26 protein-coding genes are annotated in these 22,894 nt (G+C 32.6%); 5 read left to right on the top strand and 21 right to left on the bottom strand.

Features of this window, described 5'->3' with window-relative positions; all coding sequences use genetic code 11:
• Positions 1-58: 58 nt before the first annotated feature.
• The 3 genes from AAYQ05_RS11680 to AAYQ05_RS11670 form a co-directional block, all read right to left on the bottom strand.
• A complete protein-coding gene (locus AAYQ05_RS11680; RefSeq protein WP_343543500.1) occupies positions 59-994 on the bottom strand; it encodes a hypothetical protein in 936 nt (311 codons plus the stop codon).
• Positions 975-1,877 carry a hypothetical protein gene (locus AAYQ05_RS11675; RefSeq protein ID WP_343543498.1) on the bottom strand — a complete coding sequence of 301 codons (903 nt, stop codon included), beginning with the start codon at positions 1,875-1,877 and terminating at the stop codon, positions 975-977. The genes AAYQ05_RS11680 and AAYQ05_RS11675 overlap by 20 nt, the downstream gene beginning before the upstream one ends.
• A 182-nt stretch (positions 1,878-2,059) precedes the next feature.
• Complete coding sequence (locus AAYQ05_RS11670; protein ID WP_343543496.1) at positions 2,060-3,787, bottom strand: M14 family metallopeptidase; 1,728 nt, start codon at positions 3,785-3,787, stop codon at positions 2,060-2,062.
• Positions 3,788-4,030: 243 nt separating this feature from the next.
• Here AAYQ05_RS11670 and AAYQ05_RS11665 point away from each other — a divergent pair, with 243 nt between their 5' ends.
• Entirely contained in the window at positions 4,031-5,395 is a 1,365-nt protein-coding gene (locus AAYQ05_RS11665; protein WP_343543495.1) for a DEAD/DEAH box helicase, read from the top strand.
• A 220-nt stretch (positions 5,396-5,615) separates the two neighbouring features.
• On the top strand, positions 5,616-6,059 hold the full coding sequence (locus AAYQ05_RS11660; RefSeq protein ID WP_109192792.1) for a hypothetical protein: 444 nt from the start codon (positions 5,616-5,618) through the stop codon (positions 6,057-6,059).
• 282 nt (positions 6,060-6,341) lie between these two features.
• Here the strand turns inward: AAYQ05_RS11660 and AAYQ05_RS11655 are convergent, their stop codons facing one another.
• The 6 genes from AAYQ05_RS11655 to AAYQ05_RS11630 form a co-directional block, all read right to left on the bottom strand.
• Positions 6,342-6,920, bottom strand: coding sequence for a PhnA domain-containing protein (locus AAYQ05_RS11655; protein WP_343543493.1), 579 nt, complete (start codon positions 6,918-6,920; stop codon positions 6,342-6,344).
• Between the two features lie 70 nt (positions 6,921-6,990).
• Positions 6,991-7,863: an alpha/beta hydrolase gene (locus tag AAYQ05_RS11650; protein WP_343543491.1), complete on the bottom strand. Its 873-nt coding sequence runs from the start codon at positions 7,861-7,863 to the stop codon at positions 6,991-6,993.
• 1 nt (position 7,864) lies between these two features.
• Positions 7,865-8,323, bottom strand: a complete 459-nt coding sequence (gene coaD / locus AAYQ05_RS11645; protein WP_111377084.1) for a pantetheine-phosphate adenylyltransferase — start codon at positions 8,321-8,323, stop codon at positions 7,865-7,867.
• 90 nt (positions 8,324-8,413) lie between these two features.
• Positions 8,414-9,106, bottom strand: coding sequence for a DUF421 domain-containing protein (locus tag AAYQ05_RS11640; RefSeq protein WP_343543488.1), 693 nt, complete (start codon positions 9,104-9,106; stop codon positions 8,414-8,416).
• Between the two features lie 45 nt (positions 9,107-9,151).
• Complete coding sequence (locus AAYQ05_RS11635) at positions 9,152-9,805, bottom strand: zinc ribbon domain-containing protein (protein WP_343543486.1); 654 nt, start codon at positions 9,803-9,805, stop codon at positions 9,152-9,154.
• A gap of 97 nt (positions 9,806-9,902) precedes the next feature.
• Entirely contained in the window at positions 9,903-10,874 is a 972-nt protein-coding gene (locus tag AAYQ05_RS11630; protein WP_343543485.1) for a D-alanine--D-alanine ligase, read from the bottom strand.
• A 345-nt stretch (positions 10,875-11,219) separates the two neighbouring features.
• On the opposite strand from AAYQ05_RS11630, the gene AAYQ05_RS11625 reads away from it, so the two are divergent.
• Positions 11,220-11,840, top strand: a complete 621-nt coding sequence (locus AAYQ05_RS11625) for a PASTA domain-containing protein (protein ID WP_281632108.1) — start codon at positions 11,220-11,222, stop codon at positions 11,838-11,840.
• On the top strand, positions 11,830-12,873 hold the full coding sequence (locus AAYQ05_RS11620) for an RluA family pseudouridine synthase (RefSeq protein ID WP_343543483.1): 1,044 nt from the start codon (positions 11,830-11,832) through the stop codon (positions 12,871-12,873). Before AAYQ05_RS11625 ends, AAYQ05_RS11620 begins: the two co-directional genes overlap by 11 nt.
• Before the next feature lie 74 nt (positions 12,874-12,947).
• Here AAYQ05_RS11620 and AAYQ05_RS11615 read toward each other — a convergent pair whose 3' ends face one another.
• The 7 genes from AAYQ05_RS11615 to AAYQ05_RS11585 form a co-directional block, all read right to left on the bottom strand.
• Complete coding sequence (locus AAYQ05_RS11615) at positions 12,948-13,433, bottom strand: hypothetical protein (RefSeq protein WP_343543481.1); 486 nt, start codon at positions 13,431-13,433, stop codon at positions 12,948-12,950.
• Between the two features lie 15 nt (positions 13,434-13,448).
• On the bottom strand, positions 13,449-14,060 hold the full coding sequence (locus tag AAYQ05_RS11610) for a 3-keto-alpha-glucoside-1,2-lyase-like domain-containing protein (protein WP_343543480.1): 612 nt from the start codon (positions 14,058-14,060) through the stop codon (positions 13,449-13,451).
• Positions 14,061-15,302 carry an ATP-binding cassette domain-containing protein gene (locus AAYQ05_RS11605; RefSeq protein WP_343543478.1) on the bottom strand — a complete coding sequence of 414 codons (1,242 nt, stop codon included), beginning with the start codon at positions 15,300-15,302 and terminating at the stop codon, positions 14,061-14,063.
• Positions 15,303-15,399: 97 nt separating this feature from the next.
• Positions 15,400-16,245, bottom strand: a complete 846-nt coding sequence (locus tag AAYQ05_RS11600) for a sulfurtransferase (RefSeq protein WP_343543476.1) — start codon at positions 16,243-16,245, stop codon at positions 15,400-15,402.
• A gap of 3 nt (positions 16,246-16,248) precedes the next feature.
• Positions 16,249-17,106, bottom strand: coding sequence for a ThuA domain-containing protein (locus AAYQ05_RS11595; protein WP_343543474.1), 858 nt, complete (start codon positions 17,104-17,106; stop codon positions 16,249-16,251).
• Between the two features lie 14 nt (positions 17,107-17,120).
• Positions 17,121-17,510 carry a DUF1398 domain-containing protein gene (locus tag AAYQ05_RS11590; protein WP_343543473.1) on the bottom strand — a complete coding sequence of 130 codons (390 nt, stop codon included), beginning with the start codon at positions 17,508-17,510 and terminating at the stop codon, positions 17,121-17,123.
• Positions 17,511-17,630: 120 nt separating this feature from the next.
• A complete protein-coding gene (locus AAYQ05_RS11585; protein ID WP_343543471.1) occupies positions 17,631-18,620 on the bottom strand; it encodes an alpha/beta fold hydrolase in 990 nt (329 codons plus the stop codon).
• A 281-nt stretch (positions 18,621-18,901) separates the two neighbouring features.
• Here AAYQ05_RS11585 and AAYQ05_RS11580 point away from each other — a divergent pair, with 281 nt between their 5' ends.
• Positions 18,902-19,594: a hypothetical protein gene (locus tag AAYQ05_RS11580; protein WP_343543470.1), complete on the top strand. Its 693-nt coding sequence runs from the start codon at positions 18,902-18,904 to the stop codon at positions 19,592-19,594.
• Between the two features lie 91 nt (positions 19,595-19,685).
• Here the strand turns inward: AAYQ05_RS11580 and AAYQ05_RS11575 are convergent, their stop codons facing one another.
• The 5 genes from AAYQ05_RS11575 to AAYQ05_RS11555 all read right to left on the bottom strand — a co-directional run bounded on the left by AAYQ05_RS11575 (position 19,686) and on the right by AAYQ05_RS11555 (position 22,883).
• Positions 19,686-20,123, bottom strand: coding sequence for an acyl-CoA thioesterase (locus AAYQ05_RS11575; RefSeq protein WP_111366488.1), 438 nt, complete (start codon positions 20,121-20,123; stop codon positions 19,686-19,688).
• A gap of 91 nt (positions 20,124-20,214) precedes the next feature.
• Entirely contained in the window at positions 20,215-20,577 is a 363-nt protein-coding gene (locus AAYQ05_RS11570; RefSeq protein ID WP_343543466.1) for a hypothetical protein, read from the bottom strand.
• A complete protein-coding gene (locus AAYQ05_RS11565) occupies positions 20,578-21,039 on the bottom strand; it encodes an SRPBCC family protein (RefSeq protein WP_343543465.1) in 462 nt (153 codons plus the stop codon).
• A gap of 54 nt (positions 21,040-21,093) precedes the next feature.
• On the bottom strand, positions 21,094-21,561 hold the full coding sequence (locus AAYQ05_RS11560) for a hypothetical protein (RefSeq protein WP_343543463.1): 468 nt from the start codon (positions 21,559-21,561) through the stop codon (positions 21,094-21,096).
• 44 nt (positions 21,562-21,605) lie between these two features.
• A complete protein-coding gene (locus AAYQ05_RS11555) occupies positions 21,606-22,883 on the bottom strand; it encodes a Na+/H+ antiporter (RefSeq protein ID WP_343543462.1) in 1,278 nt (425 codons plus the stop codon).
• Positions 22,884-22,894: the final 11 nt, after the last annotated feature.

Raw genomic sequence — 22,894 nt, 5'->3', positions numbered from 1 at the left:
TTTTTTGTTCTTTGTGGAAATTAAAAAAGTCTAATAGAATTTATTTTTATTAGACTTTTTAAATATTTTTTGAGTTGTCATCTGTGATATTTTTTTGATTTCGAGCTTGATAATTTCGATGAAAATATTCTTCTCTTCCTTTGTATTTTTTCATCAAATTAGAATGATAATAAGATATTAAATCAGTTTGCAAGGAATTTAATTTCCATTTATATTTTTCATCTTCAACATTTTTTGAGATCATTAAAATCTGCTTATTCTCAAAAAGACTGGTTGTTGGAAATTGTTTAAATTTCTCGTGATAAATCAATTTAGTTTTTATCCTATGTTTTGAAAGAATATCATTAATTATTGGAACGATAACATTACTTTGCAAAACTGAAAGTTTTTCAAAAACACATTTTTCAGTTTGAGTTAATATTGCAATATTGGGCATCAAATCGAGTCCTTCAAAAATGAATCTAAAATTTTGAAAAATTTCTACAGCTATCATCATGCTTTGAATCACATCTATTTGATTTACGAAGAAAGGTTTTGAAGAAAAATTTGCGGTTTTAAACAATAGTTTATTTTTATCATTTAAATCCATATGCAGGTTGTTATGGATTAAAGTAAAATCAGAAAGCTTATCATATAATTTCTTTTCTAAAGTAGAGTTTTCTAGAAGTAGTATATCTAAAATTCTACAATATTTAGCTTCAATTGTCATGTCAGAATAATTATCGGTTATTCCTGTTTTTAGAGATAAAATTTTAAGAATTGTTCCCATGAAAGAATTCACAGAAAGGTACCACATATTTAAGGCTGGAACAGTATCAATTCCATTATTAAGACTATTTACTGATAATTCTAAATCGCTTAGGCACATTACTGTAAACTTATAGGCATGTGTTGAGTAAATGTCATATTTCAAGTTGATAATTGAATGAGGAATACTAGGAATTAATATTGCACATCGATCAAACTCATTATCTCTAAAATCTTCTAAGTACATTTTCTTTTTTCTTTTTATTATTTAAAATACATAAAATAATTTCAATGTCGCGGTAAACCCTTTTATTGTTGAATGCAAAAATCTTAAAATATTCTTTGATAGCCACATCGATGTGTGACATTTCACTATAAGCAAAATGACATTCTTTCAAAATAGAAATAAGATTTGTTGAAGCGGATTCTTGTGGATATCTATTTACAACATGAATAAGAGGTGAAACTAAATTTGTGAAAGAGTTTCTAAAACTGTTATTGGTATGTTTAATATTCCAAAGGTCAAACACTTCTATTAAATCATTTTTAAAATCATAATCAGAAACTTCAAGCTTATGAATAGTTTCGCTAAAAACCTCTAAATATAGCATATGTTTAATATAAGTTTCTTGTAGAGGCTTAATTATATTTAAATACATATTAATTTTCTCCTCATTGTCACCTTCAAAAATATTTGCTTGACCAATAACTTGAAATAGTCTGGTAGCAGCTTTGACTTTTTGCTTTTTGTTGCAACATCTGACGTAGTATTTTATAAATAAGGAATAGTCCATCTTATTTAAAAATTGTAAAGGAGCATATATCATCTGTCTTACTCCAATTGCCTTATCATCAAGTATACTATATGTTTTAAAATCTGAAATCGAAGCTAAATATTGTTTTTTACATACTCTTGCTAAATCAGAAAGAAGAAGATTAATTGTATGCTTATAATTTTTACGGAGTCTATTTTCTTTAAAATAGCTAATAAGTAAATTTATAGAAGTTCCAGCGCAGAATACAAATAATGTAATTGAAACTGTGAATAATGTCTCTTTTTTGATATCAAAAAAATTACTTAAAAAAACTAGCAGTCCATCTTTTTGAACTGAACAAATGATTAAGTCCATATCTTTTACTTTTGCAATGTCATTAAATAAGCCTATTTAATTTCTAATTTAATCTTTTTTAAAATAGTATTTTATAACGCAGTTTATTTATAAGGTTCTGATATATAGCTTTGCGACCTTAGCGTTTGCTCAACCCAGTCAAGATAAAAAAACTTTGCGCTCTTTGCGGTTAAAAAAAAAAATTACAAAACCCGATAAACAGGATACTGCATATGCGCCTTTTCATAATAAACAGAATGTTTGTAGATCCAATCCAATTGTGCTTCAGGATTTTTAGCAAAAGCCGGATCATTTTGTTTTTTAGCTTCTAATTCTGCTTTTAGAGGTAGATTTTCTTTTAAAAGTTGTCCAGCAGTATCTTCAAAAATATATTCTGAGTAATGTTCTTTTTGCTGTAAAATTGCATCGAAGAAATTCCAGTTAAAGAACGAATCAACGCCCTCTGGTTCAAAAGCTTCTACAAGATATTTTACACCTTTTTGGTTGGTTGGAACTAGGTAATCTCCTTTGGCGAAATCCATTTTAACGATTTTAGAAGTTACGGTTGTATTTCTGTGTATATAATGTCCTTCGTAAGCAGATGGAACGGTTTTAAAATCGGCAATTCTGTAACTTTCTACTTCTATAATCGTATCGTTTTTAATTTGTTTAAAGGAGATATTATTGTTTTTCAAAAGGTCAATAATATTCCAATATCCTCTTGGAACAACATAAGCCGTAGGAATTACAACTTCTTTAACCGATTTAAATTCTTTAATGTACGGAACGTCTTTTTTATACGGTTTGCTTCGGTCGTAATACAAACGATTTCCTGTTGTAGCGTCGCTTTTTTTGTAACCTGCTTCATAACCTAAAAACGAAAAAGTGGTGGCTTTTGTACTGTCCAATTCCCATTTTAAAGTGTATGATTTCTTAGGCTGATATTGCTCTAAATTTTGTACTCTTAATTCTTTTATTTTTTGATAGTTTGCATCGGTAAAATCCATCGTCGATTTCATGTATTCGTAGGTCATTTTTACACGTTCCGCGTATTTTTTCAGCATGTGCGTTTCGACTACAAAACCAATTGTATTAAATAGTGAAGTATAACCCGTTGTATATCGCGGACTATCAACAAACTGTCCGAAACCTTTGTCAGGAGTATCTTTAAACGAATCGACATAAGGCGTAGTTTCGATTTTCTTTTTCTGAAGATCTTTTACCAAAGCTGGCATCATTTCGTTATTCATAAAATCGCCCAAAACTGTTCCCAGTTTGTTGTGCTGCGTCATGATGTACGTCAGTTTGTATTGATAATCAGAACCGTTACTTACGTGATTATCGATAAAAACATCTGCATTTATTTTCTGAAAAATCTCCACAAAACTTTTTGTATTTCGAGTATCCGATTTCATTAAATCACGATTCAAATCGTAGTTTCTAGCATTTCCTCTAAAACCATAAATCTCTGGCCCGTCTTGGTTGGCACGAGTTGTCGAATTTCTATTTAAAGCACCACCAATATTATAAACTGGAATGGTAACCAAAACGGTGTTTTTTGGCGCTTTCATTTTTCCTGTTGCCAAATCTCTGTAGAATTGCATTGTGGCATCGATTCCGTCAGGTTCTCCTGCGTGGATTCCGTTATTGACAAAAAGAACGGCTTTGGTTTTCTGAATTTTATCAAAATCAAATTCCTTGTCAGGATTGAAAGTAATCATGTGCAAAGGTTCACCAGAATCCGTGAGTCCCATTTCTTTCATTTGAATCGTTGGGAAATCAGCAGCAAGCATCTTCCAGTAAGCGATAGCTTCCTGATACGAAGCCGATTGATTTCCGTTTCCTTTCTCAAAAAAGGTATCGTATTTCTTATTGTTTTGAGCGGAAATAGTGATGGTGAAAAGTGAAAAGAGAATGATGAAAAGTTTCATGGTTTTGGGTTTTTGATGGTCAAATATAATAGTTTTATTTGTTTCAGGTTTCAAGTTTCAAGTTGATATGCTTTGTGGTTATTAGTCTCTCGCAGATTTTGCAGATTTAGGAGATTTTTTACTTTGGTATTTAAAATTTAATCTGCTTGATCTGCCAAATCTGCGAGAAACAAAATTCAACAGCATTCAAATCCGAACATTAAAAACTGTAAACTGCCAACTATTTTTCTCTACTTTTGCAGAATGAATAAAAAACACCATTCCAACGATATACTTTCGAATTTAGGAATTCAGAGCCTGAACGAAATGCAGGAAATGGCACACGATGCTATTTTAAACGAAAACAACGTTTTATTACTTTCTCCAACAGGATCTGGAAAAACATTGGCGTTTTTGCTTCCTATTTTAGAATTGTTACAGCCTGAAATTCTTTCTGTTCAATGTTTGATTTTGGTTCCGTCTCGCGAATTGGGGCTTCAAATTGAACAGGTTTGGAAGAAAATGGGAACGCAGTACAAAGTAAATATTTGTTACGGGGGACATTCAATTGACACTGAAATTAAAAACTTAAGCAATCCGCCAGCAGTTTTAATTGGAACGCCTGGGAGAATTGCCGATCATATTGACAGAGAAACTTTTAGAACGGATAAAATTCAGACTCTGATTTTAGATGAATTTGATAAATCGCTTCAATTAGGGTTTCACGAGCAGATGTCTTTTATCATTGGTAGATTACCAAAAGTCAATAAAAGAGTTTTGGTTTCTGCAACTTCAGATATTGAGATTCCGAAATATACACGAGTGGTAAACCCGACGGTTTTAGATTTTATTCCAGAGGAAGAAGAAAAAGCCAATCTATCTATGAAAATGGTGATTTCGCCTTCAAAAGATAAATTGCAGAGTTTGTTCAATTTGATTTGTTCGTTGAAATCAGAATCGGCTATTATCTTTTGTAATCACAGAGATGCTGCAGAACGTATTAGTGATACTTTAAACGAAAAAGGAATCTATTCGGTTTATTATCACGGCGGAATGGATCAAGAAGAACGTGAGCGTGCTTTGATTCAGTTTAGAAACGGAAGTGTAACGTATTTGGTTACAACCGATTTGGCTGCCAGAGGTTTGGATATTCCAGAAATGAAACATGTTATTCATTATCATCTGCCTTTAAAAGAAGACGAGTTTACGCATAGAAACGGACGTACGGCGCGTATGCAAGCAACAGGAACGGCTTATGTTATCATTCACGAAAGTGAAAAGCAATTGGATTATATAGATTATGAAATGAAGGTTTTGGATGTTGAAGGAAAAGTTTCGCTTCCGAATCCGCCTCAATTTCAGACTATTTACATCAGCGGCGGAAAGAAAACTAAGTTGAATAAATTTGATATCGTAGGATTCTTTTCTCAAAAAGGAAAATTAGAAAAAGACGATTTAGGTTTAATTGAAGTAAAAGATTTTGTTTCGTTTGCCGCAGTTAAATACAATAAAGTAAAAGAACTTCTGAAAAATATCAAGGATGAAAAAATGAAAGGCAAGAAGTTTAAAATAGAAGTTGCCCGTAATGTTATCAAAAAAGTAGAGGAGGAGAAGAAAGGGAAATATTGATTTTAGATAATTAAGAGGAAAGATGCGATAAGCAAGATGTAGATATGAAGATTGGAATTTGTAATTTTAATTTTTTCTGTTTATTTTATTGTATTTCAACAGTTTAGAAGTGGGTGGCTAAGTTTTACAATTTTATGTTAAAAAAATAACGAATTGATAGGTGTTTTTTCAATATTTCTATGTTTTTTTGTGTTCGTAAAATTGTAACCCCAAATACTATATGAAAAAGATTATTACTCTTGCCGCATTGTTTTTTACTTTTATTTCGTTTGCACAGGTTAAGGTTCTAGAAACAGTTCCTGTAGAAAAATTAGGAAAAGTAAATAACAACTACATTCAGAAAATTGGTGACGAATACACTGTGTATTACACTATCGTTCAAAGTGATGACGATTCGACTTTGAGAAAATTTTCATTTAAAAACATAGATAATGCTTATAATTCTTTATACAACATTATCATGGGCGGATTTACAGCTTCTCCGTTGTACGATATCAAATTAGAGTTACCTAACAACTACATTTGGTTGCACTACACAGGAAATGTGGTTCCAGACAAAGCTACAGTTCAATTTATGGTTTCTGGTAAAGAAAGAGACGCAGCAACAAACAATGTTTCTGAGCCATTTGTAAAAGACCAAATCAATAAATTATTCCAGAAATAATTTTTCGTTAGAAACAATATATTTAAAAAGCCCGTTCAGTTTTATGAACGGGCTTTTTTTTGTTTCAAGTTTCAGGTTGATATACATTGTTTTTGATTTTATCGCAATCCCGATAGCTATCGGGAGCAAAGTTTTTTTCTAATTTAAGGCTTTATAAAAGCGCAAAGTTCGCAAAGCTTTGTGAATAAAACTTTGCGAACTTTGCGTGTTTCTTTGTGTGCTTTGCGGTTAAATTATTAGTATTCTAAAAAAGCTTAGAATCTTAGCATCTCAGCACCTTTTTTAAATCTTCTTCACATATTGCGTAATAATCACAATCTGCTGTCCGTCTACTTTTCCTTCAATATATTCAGCGTTTTCGTGGTCTAAACGGATGTTTCTAACAGCAGTTCCTTGTTTAGCAACCATGCTCGAACCTTTAACTTTAAGATCTTTGATTAAAACAACCGAATCTCCGTGTTGTAGTACTACGCCGTTACTGTCACGGTGAACTAATTTATTTTCGTCATCTTCGCCTTCTCCTGTTGCTTTTGCCCATTCTAGAGTGTCTTCATCTAAATACATCATATCAAGCAATTCTTGTGGCCACCCTGCTGAACGCATACGGCTTAACATTCTCCAAGCCACAACTTGAACAGGAATATTTTCGTTCCACATACTGTCGTTAAGGCATCTCCAGTGATTTAAATCAACATTATCTGGATTTTCGATTTGGTCAATACAAGTATTACATGCTAATATAGCTTCATCAATTCCGCCTTTTTTAGTTGGCAGGACTTGATAAACTTTTAAATTTTCTTCATTTCCGCAAAGTTCACATTTTGATCCGCTTCGTTTGCTTAATTCTCTCTCGATACTCATTGTTTGGTGTTTATTTTAAAAATGCGAAATTACTTATAATTGATAAGCATTGCAAATTTAATGATTAGAACTATTTTTGATTTAAATCGGGTTTAAGGTTTTTAATCCAAGTAATAATTTCGGTCAAGGCTTTTTGGTCCATGCCATATAAATCATTGTATTTTTTTGTTTCTTTCCAGTCATCATTACCTTTTATTAAGAAGTGATTTAAGCCATCGATTATTCTAACATCAATGTTTTTATTATTGACTGAACGTAAAAGATCGGCAGTTTTTTCACTTTCTAAGAAACTATCATTAGAACCTGCTATGAATAATAAGGGGATATTTATGTTTTCAAATACAGTTTTGGCACTTACTTTTTTAATGCTATTAAAAGGGAATTGTGATTTAGTAAATCTTCCATATTTTTCAAATGGAGTTGACATCAGTACAATAAAATCTAAATTCAGACCTTTTTGATAATTATCGATAGTTGCAATTCCTCCCAAACTATGTCCCAAAATTCCAATACTTTTTTGAGATAAATTGCTTGCTTTTTTAATATTAGTATAAGCATAATATAGATCACGTATTATTTGATCTACACTAAAATTAATATTTCCTTCTGATTCTCCAACTCCACGATCATCAAATCGGTAAACAGCAATATTGTTTTTTAATATTTCTTCTGCTAAAACGTAATGAGAATTTTTTGTATTCTTTCCACTACCAGGAACAATTATAATGATCTTTGAATATTCTGTTTTGGGAGATATTAAAGTACCGCTTAATTTTTCATTATTTTCGGAATCAATAAAATCAATTTTGTCAAAATTGTATTGACTAGGATTTTCTATTTCTTTTTCAAAATCCTTATCTTTTTGTGCTAGTAATTTGTGTGATGAAATTGTCAGAAAAAATACATGTGTAATAATGTAGAAAAGAATTTGTTTCTTATTCATATTATTTTTTCACTCTAACTGCTTCTGGAACCAGCATTTCATATTCTCCACCATGACGCAATACATCGCGTACAATGCTCGAACTGATAAATGAGGTACTTGCAGCTGTTAGCAAGAAAACGGTTTCTATTTTCGAAAGTTTTCTGTTGGTGTGGGCAATGGCTTTTTCAAATTCGAAATCGGCAGGATTGCGCAAACCTCTTAAGATGAAATTGGCTTTTTCTTTTTTAGCCAAATCAATTGTTAAGCCTTCATAGGTAATCACAGAAACTTTTGGTTCGTCTTTGAAAGTTTCTTCAATAAAGCGTTTTCTTTCTTCTAACGAAAACATGTATTTTTTTTCGGCATTGACACCAATTGCAATTATAATTTCATCAAATAAAGGAATTCCTCTTTTGATGATATCTTCATGTCCTAATGTAATTGGGTCAAATGATCCTGGGAATATGGCTTTTCGCATTTTTTTAAGGTTCTAAGGTTTTGAGATGCTAAGATTCTAAGCTTGATTAGGATTATGATGAATCTTAGTTTTTATTTTTTTGGAATTTGTTTAAGTGATTCTTTTTGAGTTTATTGCTGTTACCCATTCATCTTTGTGGCAGATTTCGCAGTTTGCAGTTCCTTTTAGCAACTCTTGTGTGTGTCCGCAGAAGGAACAAGCATAGATTCCGTTGGTTGGAATTAATTTGCTCTTAGCGTTAAATAAAGAAGGTAAAATAGGCAATCCGTATTTTACTTTTTCGTCGGGATAAAAAAATACGCTTATTTCTCCGCTTGGTTCTATAAAAGCATGTTTTACTTGTCCTAAATGTTCGATTGATTTTACGCGAAGTTCTGAGAAAAATTCATCTTGTGCCAAAGTTTCTTTTTTAAAACTCGATATGGAAAATTTTCCATCATTAATTAAACATTCGGTTTTGCCTTCTATAAACTCTTCGAATTTTTTGCTTTTTCCAGTAAGCCATGTCACAGAACGGTACAAGATAATAATGACCAAAAAGACAATTGCTGCCGGAATGATTCCGACATCTTCATAAAACATAGGATCGCCAGCAGCAGAACCTAATGCAATAATGATTACAGTTTCAAAAATTGATAATTGTTTTACACCTCGTTTACCAGCCAATTTTAATGTTAGCAATAAAATAGTGAACATTACTGTCGAACGAAATATTACTTCCAAAAGGAAAACTTCTGGCAATTCATTAAAAAAAAGTCTATTCCATTCGAAGATTTCTTTCATTTTCTTTTAGTTACTAAGTTTCTAAGTTGCTGAGATTCTAAGTTTTTATTTTGTTGCTGGAATTTTGTATTCAAGTTCTTTCGCTTCTAACGGGTATTTAGCTCGTTTGATTTTTATTATTTCATTATTATCATAAAGTTCAATGATTGCTTTTTTTGAATAAGATACTTTTCGATCTGAATAGTTTTCATTTTTATCTAAATCATCTACTTCGTAAGGCATATAAGCATCAAAATCATTATGTGTTGTAAAAATGCTGTCGGTTGTTATTCTATCTATTTTAAAAGATGAATAATAACCGTTTGAAAACTTTAAATTATAAACATCACCTACCTGAGGTTTTTTTATTAAAATTGCTGTTTTGTTATTGTTGTTAATATAAGTATTTATACTATAAATAATGGCTAAAAGCATTATAATGCTTCCAGAAAACATCCAAACTGAACTTTCTAATTTTTGATTTCGTAATTTTTCTTGCGCGTTGGAAGATAAATCATTGTAATCAAATAAAATTTCACAGTTACTGCATTGTATATTTACATATTTCCCGACGGGAAAAAGAGGAATCATAGTAATATGAGTATACGTTTTGTATATACTAAAATGCAGAGTGTTTTTAATCTCGCATTTGGGACATTTTTCATTTGAAATTATCCCATTTTTCACATTTGAATCTCGAGTTCCGACTAGAAAGAGCATATTTTATTAAGGTTCAGAGAGGCAAAAAATTAAATTGTGTTATAAAAAAACAAAGGTGCTAAAATCTTAGAATCTTAGCACCTCAGTATCTTAGTGTCTATTTTAAAGCTAACTCAATTGCATTTGTGAACAAATCTTCTAGTGAAATTCCAGCTGCTTTTGCTTGCTGCGGAATTAAACTTTCGGTTGTTAAACCTGGAATAGTGTTCATTTCCAGCATGTACGGTTCGTCGTTTACGATAATGAATTCGCTTCTTGAGAAACCTTTCATTTTTAAAACTTCGTAAGCGCGTTTTGCTGTTTCGCTTACTTTTTTAGTCAATTCGTCAGAGATTCTTGCTGGTGTGATTTCCTGAGATTTTCCTTCGTATTTCGCTTCGTAATCGAAGAAATCATTGTCTGATACAATTTCTGTAATTGGCAATACTTTAATTTCTCCCTGATAGTTAATTACACCAACAGAAACTTCAGTTCCGTCAAGGAAACTTTCAATGATGATTTCGTTATCTTCTTTATACGCAACTTCAATTGCAATTGGCAATTCCGCTTCGGTTTTTACTTTTGAGATTCCGAAACTTGAACCTGCTTTGTTTGGTTTTACGAAACATGGCAATCCAACTTTTTTTACGATTTCGGCTGTATTGATTTCATCTCCTTTGTTTAGATAATAAGAAATAGCAGTTTTGATTCCGTATGGTTTTAAAACAGATAATAAATCTCTTTTATTGAATGTTAATGCAGATTGGTAATAATCGCAAGAAGATTGTGGCATGCCGATTAATTCAAAGTAAGCTTGCATTAATCCGTCTTCGCCCGGAGTTCCGTGAATGGCGTTGAAAACACAGTCAAAAGTAATTTTCTCGCCGTTTACTGTTACAGAAAAGTCATTTTTATCGATTGGGAATTCGGCATCGTTTTGGTCTACATAAACCCATTTTTCTTTGAAAATGTGAATACGGAATCCGTTGTATTTTGTTTTGTCAAGATATTGATACACGACATTCCCGCTGATTAATGATATTTTGTATTCGCTGGAATAGCCGCCCATGATGATGGCAATGTTTTTCATGTTTTTGTTTCAGGTTTTAATTTGTTTCAAGTTTCAGGTTTTGCCGTAAATCGTTTAAATCTGTTTTGAAACTTTATTTGATATATGTTTTTTTAATAAATAATGTTCTTATGAAATAGAGTGCCCTAGCCCTGATAGGAGCGGCATCTCCCGATTTAGAAAAACAAGGCTTTTTAGCCGTAGTTTTTGTTTATCGGGAATACAGCGGATAGCAGGAAGCAGCTCCTGAAAATTATCCTTCGGCTTTGCTCAGGATGACAATCATGGCACTTTCTTGTTTTAAACAAAATTATCATTTTTTTTGAAACGAAATACTTTATCTTTGTCGCTATTAAAAATAAATTTATGAGTTTACGTCAGTATTTAACAAGCCGAGTTTTTTTCTTGCAATTGCTTGCGGCCGCAGCTATAATTGCGGTTATTGGTTATTTATTTATGCATTGGTTAACTTTTACAACAGATCACGGACATGAAATTGCTGTTCCGAATTTGTCAAAACTAACTGAGGAACAAGTGGAAAACAAATTGGATGAACTTGATTTAGATTACGTTCTTTTGGATAGTGTTGATTACAGAAGTGAATACCCAAAATATAGTGTTGTGGAGCAAGATCCATTGCCTGGGACAATGGTAAAAGTGGGTAGAAAAATTTATATCAAGATTAATGCTTCTGGTTTTTCTTCTGTGAAAATTCCAGATTTAATCGAGAAAACATATCGTGAAGCTGTACCAACGTTAAAAGCATTAGGTCTTGAGCCTGGAACGATTACGTATATTCCGAATCTTGGAAAAGACATGGTTTTGGAAATGCGTTTGAAAGGAAGAAACTTAAAAGTAGGAGATAGAGTGCTTAAAGCTTCTAAAATTGATTTGGTTTTAGGAGACGGAAAAGCAAGTTATGTAGATGAAAGTCAGGCAACAGATAGTACTGCGGTGCCTGCAGAAACCCCAAATGATGAACAATAATATTGAAGAAAATTTAGATCTGGAAGACGAATTATTTGAGCACTACAGATTTGAAGTACCAAAAGGTCAGGCGTTTTTGCGTATTGACAAATATTTAATGTATTTGATTCCGAATGCCACGAGAAATAAAATTCAGAATGCGGCAACTAACGGAAATATCTTTGTAAATGATATTCCGGTAAAATCAAATTACAAAGTAAAACCTTTTGATGTGATAACGGTTATGTTGTCGCATCCTCCATTTGAAAATCATATTCTTCCTGAAGATATTCCGTTGAATATTGTTTATGAAGACGATGCTCTTTTATTGATTAATAAAGAGCCTGGAATGGTTGTACATCCTGGTCACGGAAATTATACGGGAACTTTGGTAAATGCTTTGGCACATCATTTTGATAATCTGCCAATGAATAGCAGTGAGCGTCCAGGTTTGGTTCATAGAATTGACAAGGACACTTCTGGTCTTTTGGTTGTGGCTAAAACAGAAGCCGCTATGACGCATTTAGCAAAGCAGTTTGAAGCGAAAACGACCGAACGTGAGTATATTGCTCTGGTTTGGGGGAATGTTGTGGCTGAGAGCGGTACAATTGAAGGAAATTTAGCGAGGCATTTAAAAGACAGAATGCAGATGGCGGTTTTTGATGATCCAGAAGTTGGAAAACCTGCTATTACGCATTATAAAGTTTTGGAGCGTTTTGGTTATGTGACTCTTATTTCTTGTAAATTAGAAACAGGAAGAACGCATCAGATTCGTGCACATATGAAACATATTGGTCATCCGTTATTTAATGATGAGCGTTATGGAGGTCATCTGATTTTGAAAGGAACGACTTTTACAAAATACAAACAGTTTATAGAAAATTGTTTTAAAGCTTTACCACGTCAAGCACTGCATGCTAAAACGCTTGGATTTGTTCACCCAACTACGGGAGAAATGATGCGTTTTGATACAGAATTGCCTCAGGATTTTCAGGATTGTATCGAGAAATGGCGTGTTTATGTGAAATCGCATAATACGGAAGAAGAGAATTAATTAGATAATTTGTCAATTTGAAAATTAGATAATTCTTATACTAAATAAAAAAAGCTCCTTTTTGGGAGCTTTTTTTATGATTCTATTTTTACATTTCTGTTTAGAAATATTGAGATTTTTTCTGCTATTTCATATGCATCTTTTTCTTTTAATTGTTTTTTAATGATGTAATCATTAGAAGAAATAGGAAAAACATCCAAGTATACTTTCCAGCCTAAACTATATTTCTCGTTGAGATAAACTACATTTACAGATTGTAATTTATATAATTTGCAGTGAAGTTTATTATTAATATACAAATCTTCATCTCTAATACTAAACACATGAAATTTGTTTTTGTACCATTCAAAATAATCATTAAACAGTACATATGTGAGTGCTGGCATTGCAATGATTATTGAGATAAAGGTTTCAGCGATTAGGTCAGGTTTTAATTTGCTTATAATTAATAGCAATATTGAAAAGAAAATTATCCAAGGAACAATCAGTGATTTTTTATTGAAATAAAATGAAATAGTCATTTCGTTATCACCATTTTGCAAGATCTCGTATTTTTCCATTCGTTATGACTGTTTTTAGAAAGATTTAATTCTTAAATCAGTTATTTTGACTTCTCCGTTGCTTATGAAACCTAATTTCCCTTTTTGATTTAAATTGCTTTTTTCAAGGGAACATTCTAATGAAGTCTGGTTGTCTACAGAAAAGTATAATTGGTTGTTTTGAACTCTAATTTTTATAACATACCATTTGTTGTTTTCCAACTTCATTGGTTTTTTGAATAGGGTTGGACCGCCTCGTTTGCCATACGAATCGTCTTTTTTATCATAAAGTCCGTCGCCAATTACTAGGTTTTGATCAATTTGATATAAATATGTTCTAATGTATTTTCCTTTATTCAAATTGAGCATGGTTTCGAATAAAGATGCATTTGTCATGTTGACTTTAAAATCAATTTCATAATTCTCTGGAAGCTGTTTCTTTGAAATTAAAACTCCCCAAGGTGAAAGAGAACCATTTCCAGTAAGGGTATCATTTTTTAAAATCCATTCTTTAGAATCAATTGTCCAATCTGATTTTAATTCTTTTGATGTATTAAACGTATATTCTTTTTTTACTGTTGAAATGGTGCTAGAACAAGAAATCAACACGAATGGTAACAGTAGAAATACTGCAAATTTTATTTTCATTTAATTTGATTCTGAGTGATGTTTTATTTTTCCGATTGAACCTGTTTCAGATGGCAAAAGTTCAAAAACAGAAGTAGGAGCAAGACCTTGTTCGATTCGGTGCGAAACATAGAGTATGGAAACGTTTGTTTCTTGTTTTATGGTGTTGATAAGCTGAATTACCAAATCTACATTTTCGTCGTCTAAACCTTCTACGGGTTCGTCTAAAATTAATAATGGCGGGTGTTTTAAAACTGCACGAACGATTAATGCAACGCGTTGTTGGCCAATAGAAAGATCAATAAAACGTTTTTTGCGTAAATGCGTCATTTCGATTACTTCGAGCCATTGTGTTACAATATTTTTCTGATGTGTTGTAGGTTCTGTATACAATCCGATTTGGTCAAAGAATCCTGATAATATCATCTGTTCAACCGTATGGCTTTTCTGGAACAGATCCATCATAGAAGTAGCGTAAATCCCGATTTGTTTTTTAATATCCCAAACACTTTCGCCAGTTCCTTTTTTTCTTCCAAATAAAAATAAATTCTGTCCAAAACCTTTCGGATTGTCTCCTGTAATCAAAGACAAAATAGTACTTTTTCCGGAACCATTTGGACCGACTAACTGCCAGAATTCGCCTTGTTTTATTGTCCAAGAAATATTGTTGAGAATCTTTCTTTCGTCATAACTAACTGAAACATTTTCGAGTCTGATTAATTCGTCTTCTGGAAAAGTATGGACTTCCGTTGCTTTTGGAATTGCAGTTGTGTTTAATGTTTTGAAATGATTTTCGGCTTTTTTAAATGGATGCAATTCGAATGTATTGTCTTTAATTTGAGCTTTATTGGGCACAAATTCTAGCACATCAACGGTACGATTTAAAAGCTGAATAATTGCAATATCGTGGGTTAGATCTTTTAACGAATTGGCTAAAACAACTCTTGAAGCCTGATCCAAATGGTCAAAAGGATTGTCGAAAATAATGTAATCCGGTTTCTGATTGATACAGTATTTTAAAAACTCTTTTTTTCGCTCGCCGGAAGAAAAAGTTCGAAGTTGTCTGTGCGAATCTGGAGAAGCTTCAACGCTGTCGTATTGAAACTCTTTTTCGATAAATTTTTCAATTGCAATATCAGAAAATAGTATTCCTTTTTGATTGTTAAAAACAGCTAATTCTCCAGTTGCTTCGCCGTTTAATATATTTTCTATTAATTTCTTTTTATTTACCTGATTTGATAAAAGTATATCCCAGTGTTGCATTGTAATTTTTATTTGTATTTTTTTTTAGCCACAGATTATAAGGATTAGAGAAGATTAATCATTCGAATCTTTTTAATCTGTGGCAAAAAAATATATTTTATTCTGTTTTTTGTGTTGCCATTTCGCGGTTGTTTCTTGACCATTCGCTCCAAGAACCAGCATATAATTTAGGAATTGAAAGTCCAGCGTAATCCATCGCCAATAAAGTATGGCAGGCCGTAACGCCAGAACCGCAATGTACGATTGTATTTTCTGGTTTTTTATCTTTTAAAACGGCTTTGTACTTTTCTGCTAATTCATTGGCTGGTTTAAAGAATCCGTTTTCATCCAGATTTTCTGTTAGTGGAACATTAACAGCTCCTGGAATATGTCCTGCAATTAAATCAAGCGGTTCTACTAAGCCATCATATCTGTTTTTATCACGAACATCGATTACAATATTTTGATTGTTTTTACGAGCTTTTTCGACTTCTTCGATATCGGCTAAAAGCAATTTCCATTCTTGAGAAGGATATGTTGTTTTATCAAAAGTCTCAATTCCAGAAATGGTAGGAAAACCTGCTTGAATTGCTGCTTGATAACCGCCATTTAAAACCTGAATTTTTTCATGTCCAATGGCGCGCATCATCCACCAGAAACGAGCAGCAAAATTAGAACCGTTTTTATCATCGTAAACGACAACATGATCGGAAGGTGAAATTCCTAATGAAGAAAGTACTTTAGAAAAATCTTCTGGAGATGGCAAAGGGTGTCGTCCACCATTTGCTGGATTTTCTGGAATCGCAGCCAGATCGCGATTTAAATCTACAAAACGAGCGCCTTTCAAATGTTCTTTTTGATAATTTTCGAAAGTATTCGCGCCGGCTCTAGCATCAACTAAAATGATTCTAGTATTAGCAATTAATTCTTGAGCTGAAATTATAGGAGAAAGGATAGTTGACATTTTTTATTTTTTCTTTGAATTGCCAAGCCAGAGCAAGGCATTTAAAATTAATTGACTTTGTGTTTTGTTTTCAAAAGTATAGGATAAAGTCTTGTTTGTTCCTCCTTCATAATCAATATCATTATGCCCCATATTTACATACAGCATTTTGTATTTTTTATTGGTCCAAACAACGGGATAATAACCGCTGTGCCAGATTTCATGTGCTTTTGGACCAGTTCCTAAAGGAAAACTAGATTCGTCTATTGCTAATAAAATTTCAATATCAGGATTTTTAGTCAAATCATTCGACCATCTATACCATTCGTTTGGAGCCGAAGAGAAGGTTTTAGGCAGATTTTTAGTCACAGGATGCTGATTTTCTATTCTTAAAACTGCCGAAGTCGGTTTCCATGTATTGCTTCCGTATTCGCCAGAACCTAAAAAAGTATTATGATACCAGTTCCAATCTTGATTATAGCTCGAATTATTTAAAGCAAATGCCGAAAAGTGAAATCCGATGAAACCGCCGCCATTTTCCATATATTTTTGAAAAGCTTCACGCTGTTCCTTTTTCTCAGGTCTTGTGTCTAAAAACAAAACAATTTGATATTTAGACAAGAACTTCGCATTTAGATTATCCCAATTGCTAGTTGAATCATATTGAAAATGATTCTCTTCTGCTAGCTTTGGAAAGTATTTATTGGCTTCATGTACAAAACTGATATGTGCTTGATCGTTTTTTGCGGTATAAAAAGCAATGACTTTAAATTTAGTATTTTCTTTTTTGTTTTGCGAAAAGCCAAAAAATGAAATAAGGAAAAGAATTAATAAAAGGCTTTTTTTAAAATTGGTTTGGTGGTTTTGGTTAAAAATAGTCATAAATGCTTAGGAAATTATACTGGAATTTTTTCGATTAAAATTTCATTCTCAGATTTGTCAAAATATGTGCAAGTCATTTCCACTATATCAACTCTCCATTTTGCAATTCCTGCTTGTGCACAGTGCTTACAGAAAGTCATATAATCGGTTTCGCCGTGCTGATGTTTTACCAAGTTTTCTATAAAAAGTTCTTTGTTAGGAAAATCGGCTACTTTCATTTCAGGATATTTTTCTTCTGCAGCAGCGGTGTAATTGTTTAATCCGTAATAAACAACGCTTCCGTCATGTACAAAAGTGTCATATCCTTTCACACCCAGAATTATTAAATCTTGAATATAATTAGGAAAATCTGCGCCCGTTTTTACTTTTGAATGGGCTTCTTTTATTTGTTCTATTGTAAACATATTTATATGATTTTTAAGTTAGGGTTTGCCACGAATTGCACTAATTTACACGAATTTTTTATTTAAAAATTTCGGAAAATTAATTAGTGTCAATTCGCGAAATTCGTGGCGAAAAAAAAATTATTTCAAAAATACGATTAATGCTTTTATAAATGAATCAAAAGATTCAATATGTGGCAAATGTCCTGTATTTGGAATTTCTACCAATTTTGAGTTCGGAATTTCTTTTTGAGTTCTTTTACCCAGCTCGGCATAATTTCCCATTGTTTTTCTCACTTCTTCAGAAACCAATGGTTTGCCTAAAGCCGTTTTATCTCTTGTTCCGATAATCAATAGTGTTTGGCATTTGATATTTTTAAATTCATATAATACAGGCTGTGTAAAAATCATATCGTACAAAAGAGCCGAATTCCAAGCCACAAGATCATAATCTGGTGCTGTGGTCCAGCCTGCGCCAAGTTCAGCCCATTTTTGATAATCGGCATTCCATTTTCCGTCATAATAATTTGCCATTTGGTACTGTTTAATGCCTTCGTAATTCTGTTTCAATTCTGCTTCGTACCACCAATCAACAGGTTTGTACGGAACAACCAATTTCCAGTCTTCTAAACCAATCGGATTTTCTAGAACCAGTTTTTCTGTAGTTTCTGGATACATCAATGCAAAGCGCGTTGCCAGCATTCCGCCCATAGAATGTCCTAATACAGTCGTCTTGCTAATTCCTAAGTGATCTAAAAGTTTTTTGGTGTTTTCTGCTAGCTGCTGAAAAGTGTATTGAAAATGATCTGGTTTTGTCGATTTTCCGAAACCAATCTGATCGGGAACAATTACGCGATAACCTTCTTTTGTCAACGCTTTAATAGTAGTTTCCCAATAAGCGCCATTGAAGTTTTTTCCGTGCAGTAAAACGATATTTTTCTGGTTATAGTTTTCGGGAATAATATCCATATAACTCATTTTTAGATACTGTCGCTGACTGCTCAGCTCTATAAAATGAACAGGAAATGGATATTCGTAATTGCTTAAATTAATATCTAATGCTTTTATATTTCCCTGTTGGGCAAAACTTAAGCATGGAATAAGTATGAATAATAGTCTTAGAATTTTCATTTTAGAAGGCATTGTTTTTATGATTTATAAAGTTAAACCGAACCATTTTTAAAACAAAGCTTAAAATCTTAAAGTTATCAGAAAAAAAGAGTTTGAAATGATTTTCTTGTTTTTAGTGCCAATAATCGATGTTTTGTTGAAATTTTATCGATTAAATGATGCTGATTATGAAAATAATGTATTTTAACGAATAATGGAGCACTTCAAAGGACTTCTTTTATTAATAGGAAAATAGGACGTAATTTAGTGTAAGAATGTTGTAAGCCTTAAATGATAGTATTATGAAAAAAACTATACTTTTACTCCTGCTCACAGTCCCCACATTTGCCCAAGAACTCAATACTTTTGATTTCGCCGTTATAAACTCAACCTTAATTTCTGCCAATATAGATCTTGACAAAGGTCGGAGCGTTGTTGCGGCAAATCAAGATCAATATTCAGCTTATTTTCAATACGCTCTTACAATGTGTGAAGACGATATCATTTTTGGCGCTGGAATTGACAAGTCCGAAATCGATCGTACCTATGTAGGTTATATCGGAAAGATTTGCGATAAATTTAGAGCTACAATTGGCATAGGATATGTCGATTCTAGAAGTGGTTACGAGGGAACTTTTACAGGTTTTAGCATCTCATGGCATTTTTCTGAAAATGCCTATATTGGTGGAAACTTAGAAAATTTACATTCGTCAATAATTGATTATGATACCGACGAAAGTTTTGATTATTATAAGAAACTTGTTCCCAAAGTTTTTGGAAGTTATGAAATTATTCCAAATGTGATTGCTTTTGGACAGCTGAGTTCGAGAGTAAATGATATCGCTTTAAAATATCAGGTTCGCCGATTTTCAGCGGGAGGGTTTTATTCTGGACATTCGTTTGGTGGGATTTTCGGAACCGTTAATGTCGGACGATTTGCCTTTTCTTGCAGTACCACTTTTGAAAGAGTAAATTTTGGGTTAAAGTTTGAATAACGAAATTAAAGATAAAGTTTGATTAAGAGAAAAATCCCAAAGACAATATCAGCAATTGTTTTTGGGATTTTTTATAAAATTAATTTGCTTGTTATAGTCCAACAAAATCATCGCTTTTCGGGAAAATGCTCAAAGCTTGAATTGCAATTTCTGGAGTAGGAGAAGCTAATTTTCTAAGTTTTGTATCCATCCATGCACCATCAACCGTAATGGTTGCGCAAAGCGTATCATCTTCTCTTCTAAATTCGTGAATGATAGACCAGCGAGAAGCATCGGCTTTCATTTTTGAAGTTTTGGTATGAATGAATATTTTGTCTGAAAGTTTTAATTCTTTTCTGAAAACACATTCTTCTCTAAATAAAACAGGACCAAAACCTTGTGTCTGCATTACTTTTAAAGTTAAACCTAGTTCTTCTAAGATTTCGATACGATGCTGTGCACCAAAATCGTAATAAGCACTGTGACGAACGTGAAAATTTGGGTCAAGATCTGACCAGCGGAAAGATATTTCTTTTACAAATGAAGCCATTTTATAATTGTAATTTTAATGAGAAATCGAAATTACGAATAAAAAATAAAAGAAAATTATAAAATTACTATGCGTGCATATTTTTTTATTGTTATTTGTACTCATTTACATGATGTGGAAATTCTTCTTCGTAAAACGGATAAGAAATTCCAATAATAGCTATTTCATAATGTTCTGAATCCATTCCAGCAATATAGCAACCAATTCCTTTTATTTCTTTACTACTTTCATTATAAACTTTTAGATTAGGAATAGTTTGAGTTGAAATAAGCAGATTTTCTGGATGTTTTTCTGCTTTAATTGAATTCTTTTTACAGTACTCTGTGAAGAAATTATAATTGAAATTTTCGCTTACAAAGGTAATTTTTCCAGATACAACTCCCATAGGAGCATCTGCATTTTCAAGATTGCAGGTGCCAATTTTTTTATTATCAAGAAATATAGTGTAGTTCATTTAAATTTTCATCTTCGATAATTCTACCTCCAATTTATCAAAATTCTCCTCGTTTTTGTCGACTACATATTGTTTGAGCTTCTGGCATTCTGCTTCGGTTTCAAAAAGCATTTTGAAGACTACTTTAGTTTGGTTTTCAGCAACAGTTTCAAAAGTTGTTAGAATTTGAAAAAGCGGTTTAGAATGACGTTTCCACGCAATAAGATTCGGTTTGTCAATTTTGATAAATTCACACTCATTTTCAAAATTTCCTCTTTCTGGGCCATGCATGGTAAATTTCCATATTCCACCTTCGCGAAAATCAAATTCATGAAATGTATTGGTAAAACCTTTTGGTCCCCACCAATTTTTTAAGTGTTCTGGATGACTCCAGGCTTTAAAAACTAGTTCTTGAGGGAAATTCAAAATACGTGTGGTAATAATTTCTGAATCTGGGGTTGTCGAAAGAATCTCTGAAGTCATTTTTTTAAGTTTTAAATTAAACAAAAATTCACGGTTATAAAATTACGTCTATTTTTAAATACTTTCAAGATTGTCCCATTCGTATTCGATTTTATTAATTTTCATGAAATATGGAATTAATAGCAGAATTTCTAGTCTAAAAGAAAAATGATCTTTTCCTGCACTGAATGGAAGTATGAAAAGTGAAGCAATGCATATTGCAATTCCAACTATGGCATCTATTTTGGCAATTATAATGGCGTTGGGCTTTTCAAACCAAAGAGAATATGCTGCAAATCCTTTAAGAAGCATGATAGAAATTATAAAAATTCCGGTTCCAGAATAAGCGGTATCGGTTGAGAATCCGTAAAGAGATAAATTTACGTTTGGAACAAAAAGATTTGTAATAAGAGAGCCTATCGCACATATAGCCATAAACATAAAAATCCAGCAGAAAACTTTTATCCACCAAGACAGAAGTTTACGTCTTATTATTTCTGGTTTTTCAAATTCATCAAAATTGCTTTTTAATTCTTGTTCCATGGTTTGTTTTTGGTATAGATCGATTGGTTAGATATATTTTGAGTTTAATTTTTAAGCTGTCTTTTCTCTTCTATCTTGTTTATTTTTTTGACAATCCATGGGAGTGTTAATCCTTGGCCAATTAAAGTAAGAAGTACAACTGCAATAGAAATGAAAATAATAGCATTTCTAAGCGGAAATGGCGTTCCATCTTCTAAAAATTTTGGCAATCCAATTGCAATGGCAAGCGAAACAATACCGCGCATTCCTGACCAGCTTATAATTAAGCTGTTTCCGAAGTCGAGAAGAGCATTTTCGCTTACTTTTCGCTTTTTCTTGTCGTTATTTCTAAAAGCTTTCTGAAGGTTTATTTTTTGAATAAATATTCTGACCATTCTTGTTAGCAATGCTACAATTGTTATTATTACGGCATAACCAATATAAGGCAAAATCATGTCATTTTCTATATCTTCTAAAACGTATCTGAAATTTAGTCCGATTAAGATAAAAATTAATCCGTTGAGTAAAAAGATAATAACATCCCAAAGGCTTTTAGAACTGTTTTTTAAGTGCTCTGGAAAAACTTTACTGCTTAAACGGGCCATTGCCAAACCTAAGAAAACAACTGCTATAACTCCAGAAACGTGTAAATGCTCGGCAACAAGGTAGGTGACAAAAGGCATTAAAAGCATAAAACTCACCACAACATTAGTATTTTTTCTAACCGTCCTTAGTATAATACCTAATACTTTCCCCATTACCGCACCTACCAAAAAACCTCCTCCTAATAAAAAAACAAATTGAAAAGCGGCTTTCCAGATTACAAAAGTAGCACCCATAACGGCAGCAACTGCAAAATGATAGGCAACCAAAGCAGAGGCATCGTTTATTAAGCTTTCGCCTTCGAGTATAGTTAAAGTCTTTTGAGGTATTCCGAGTCCTTTTGTAATGTTTATGGCAGCGACAGCATCGGTGGCTGATAGTACAGCTCCAAGTACAAACGATAGAGGCCATGTCATGCCGGGAATCATATAATGAGAAACGACTGCGATCCAAAAAGTAGTGAAAAAAACTAATGGTATTGCTAGTGAACTAATTGTGCCTATATTGGTTTTGAAGTGTTTAGGCGAAATATTAAAAGAAGCATCATATAAGAGCGGAGGAAGAAAAATCAGGAAAATGATTTCAGGATTGATTTCGATTTCATTGATCGTTGGAATAAATCCGATGGCAACGCCAACAATTACAAGCAGAATCGGGTAGGGAAGTTTGGCTTTGTCTGCAAAAGCAGAAATACCGATAACGATGGCTAATATGAAAATGATTATGGTGTAGTTTTCCATTTTGCTGATGC

This window comes from Flavobacterium movens (assembly GCF_039581425.1).
GTDB lineage: Bacteria > Bacteroidota > Bacteroidia > Flavobacteriales > Flavobacteriaceae > Flavobacterium > Flavobacterium luteolum.
The sequence above is the reverse complement of the archived record's forward strand: the minus strand, read 5'-3'. Positions and strand labels throughout refer to the sequence as shown.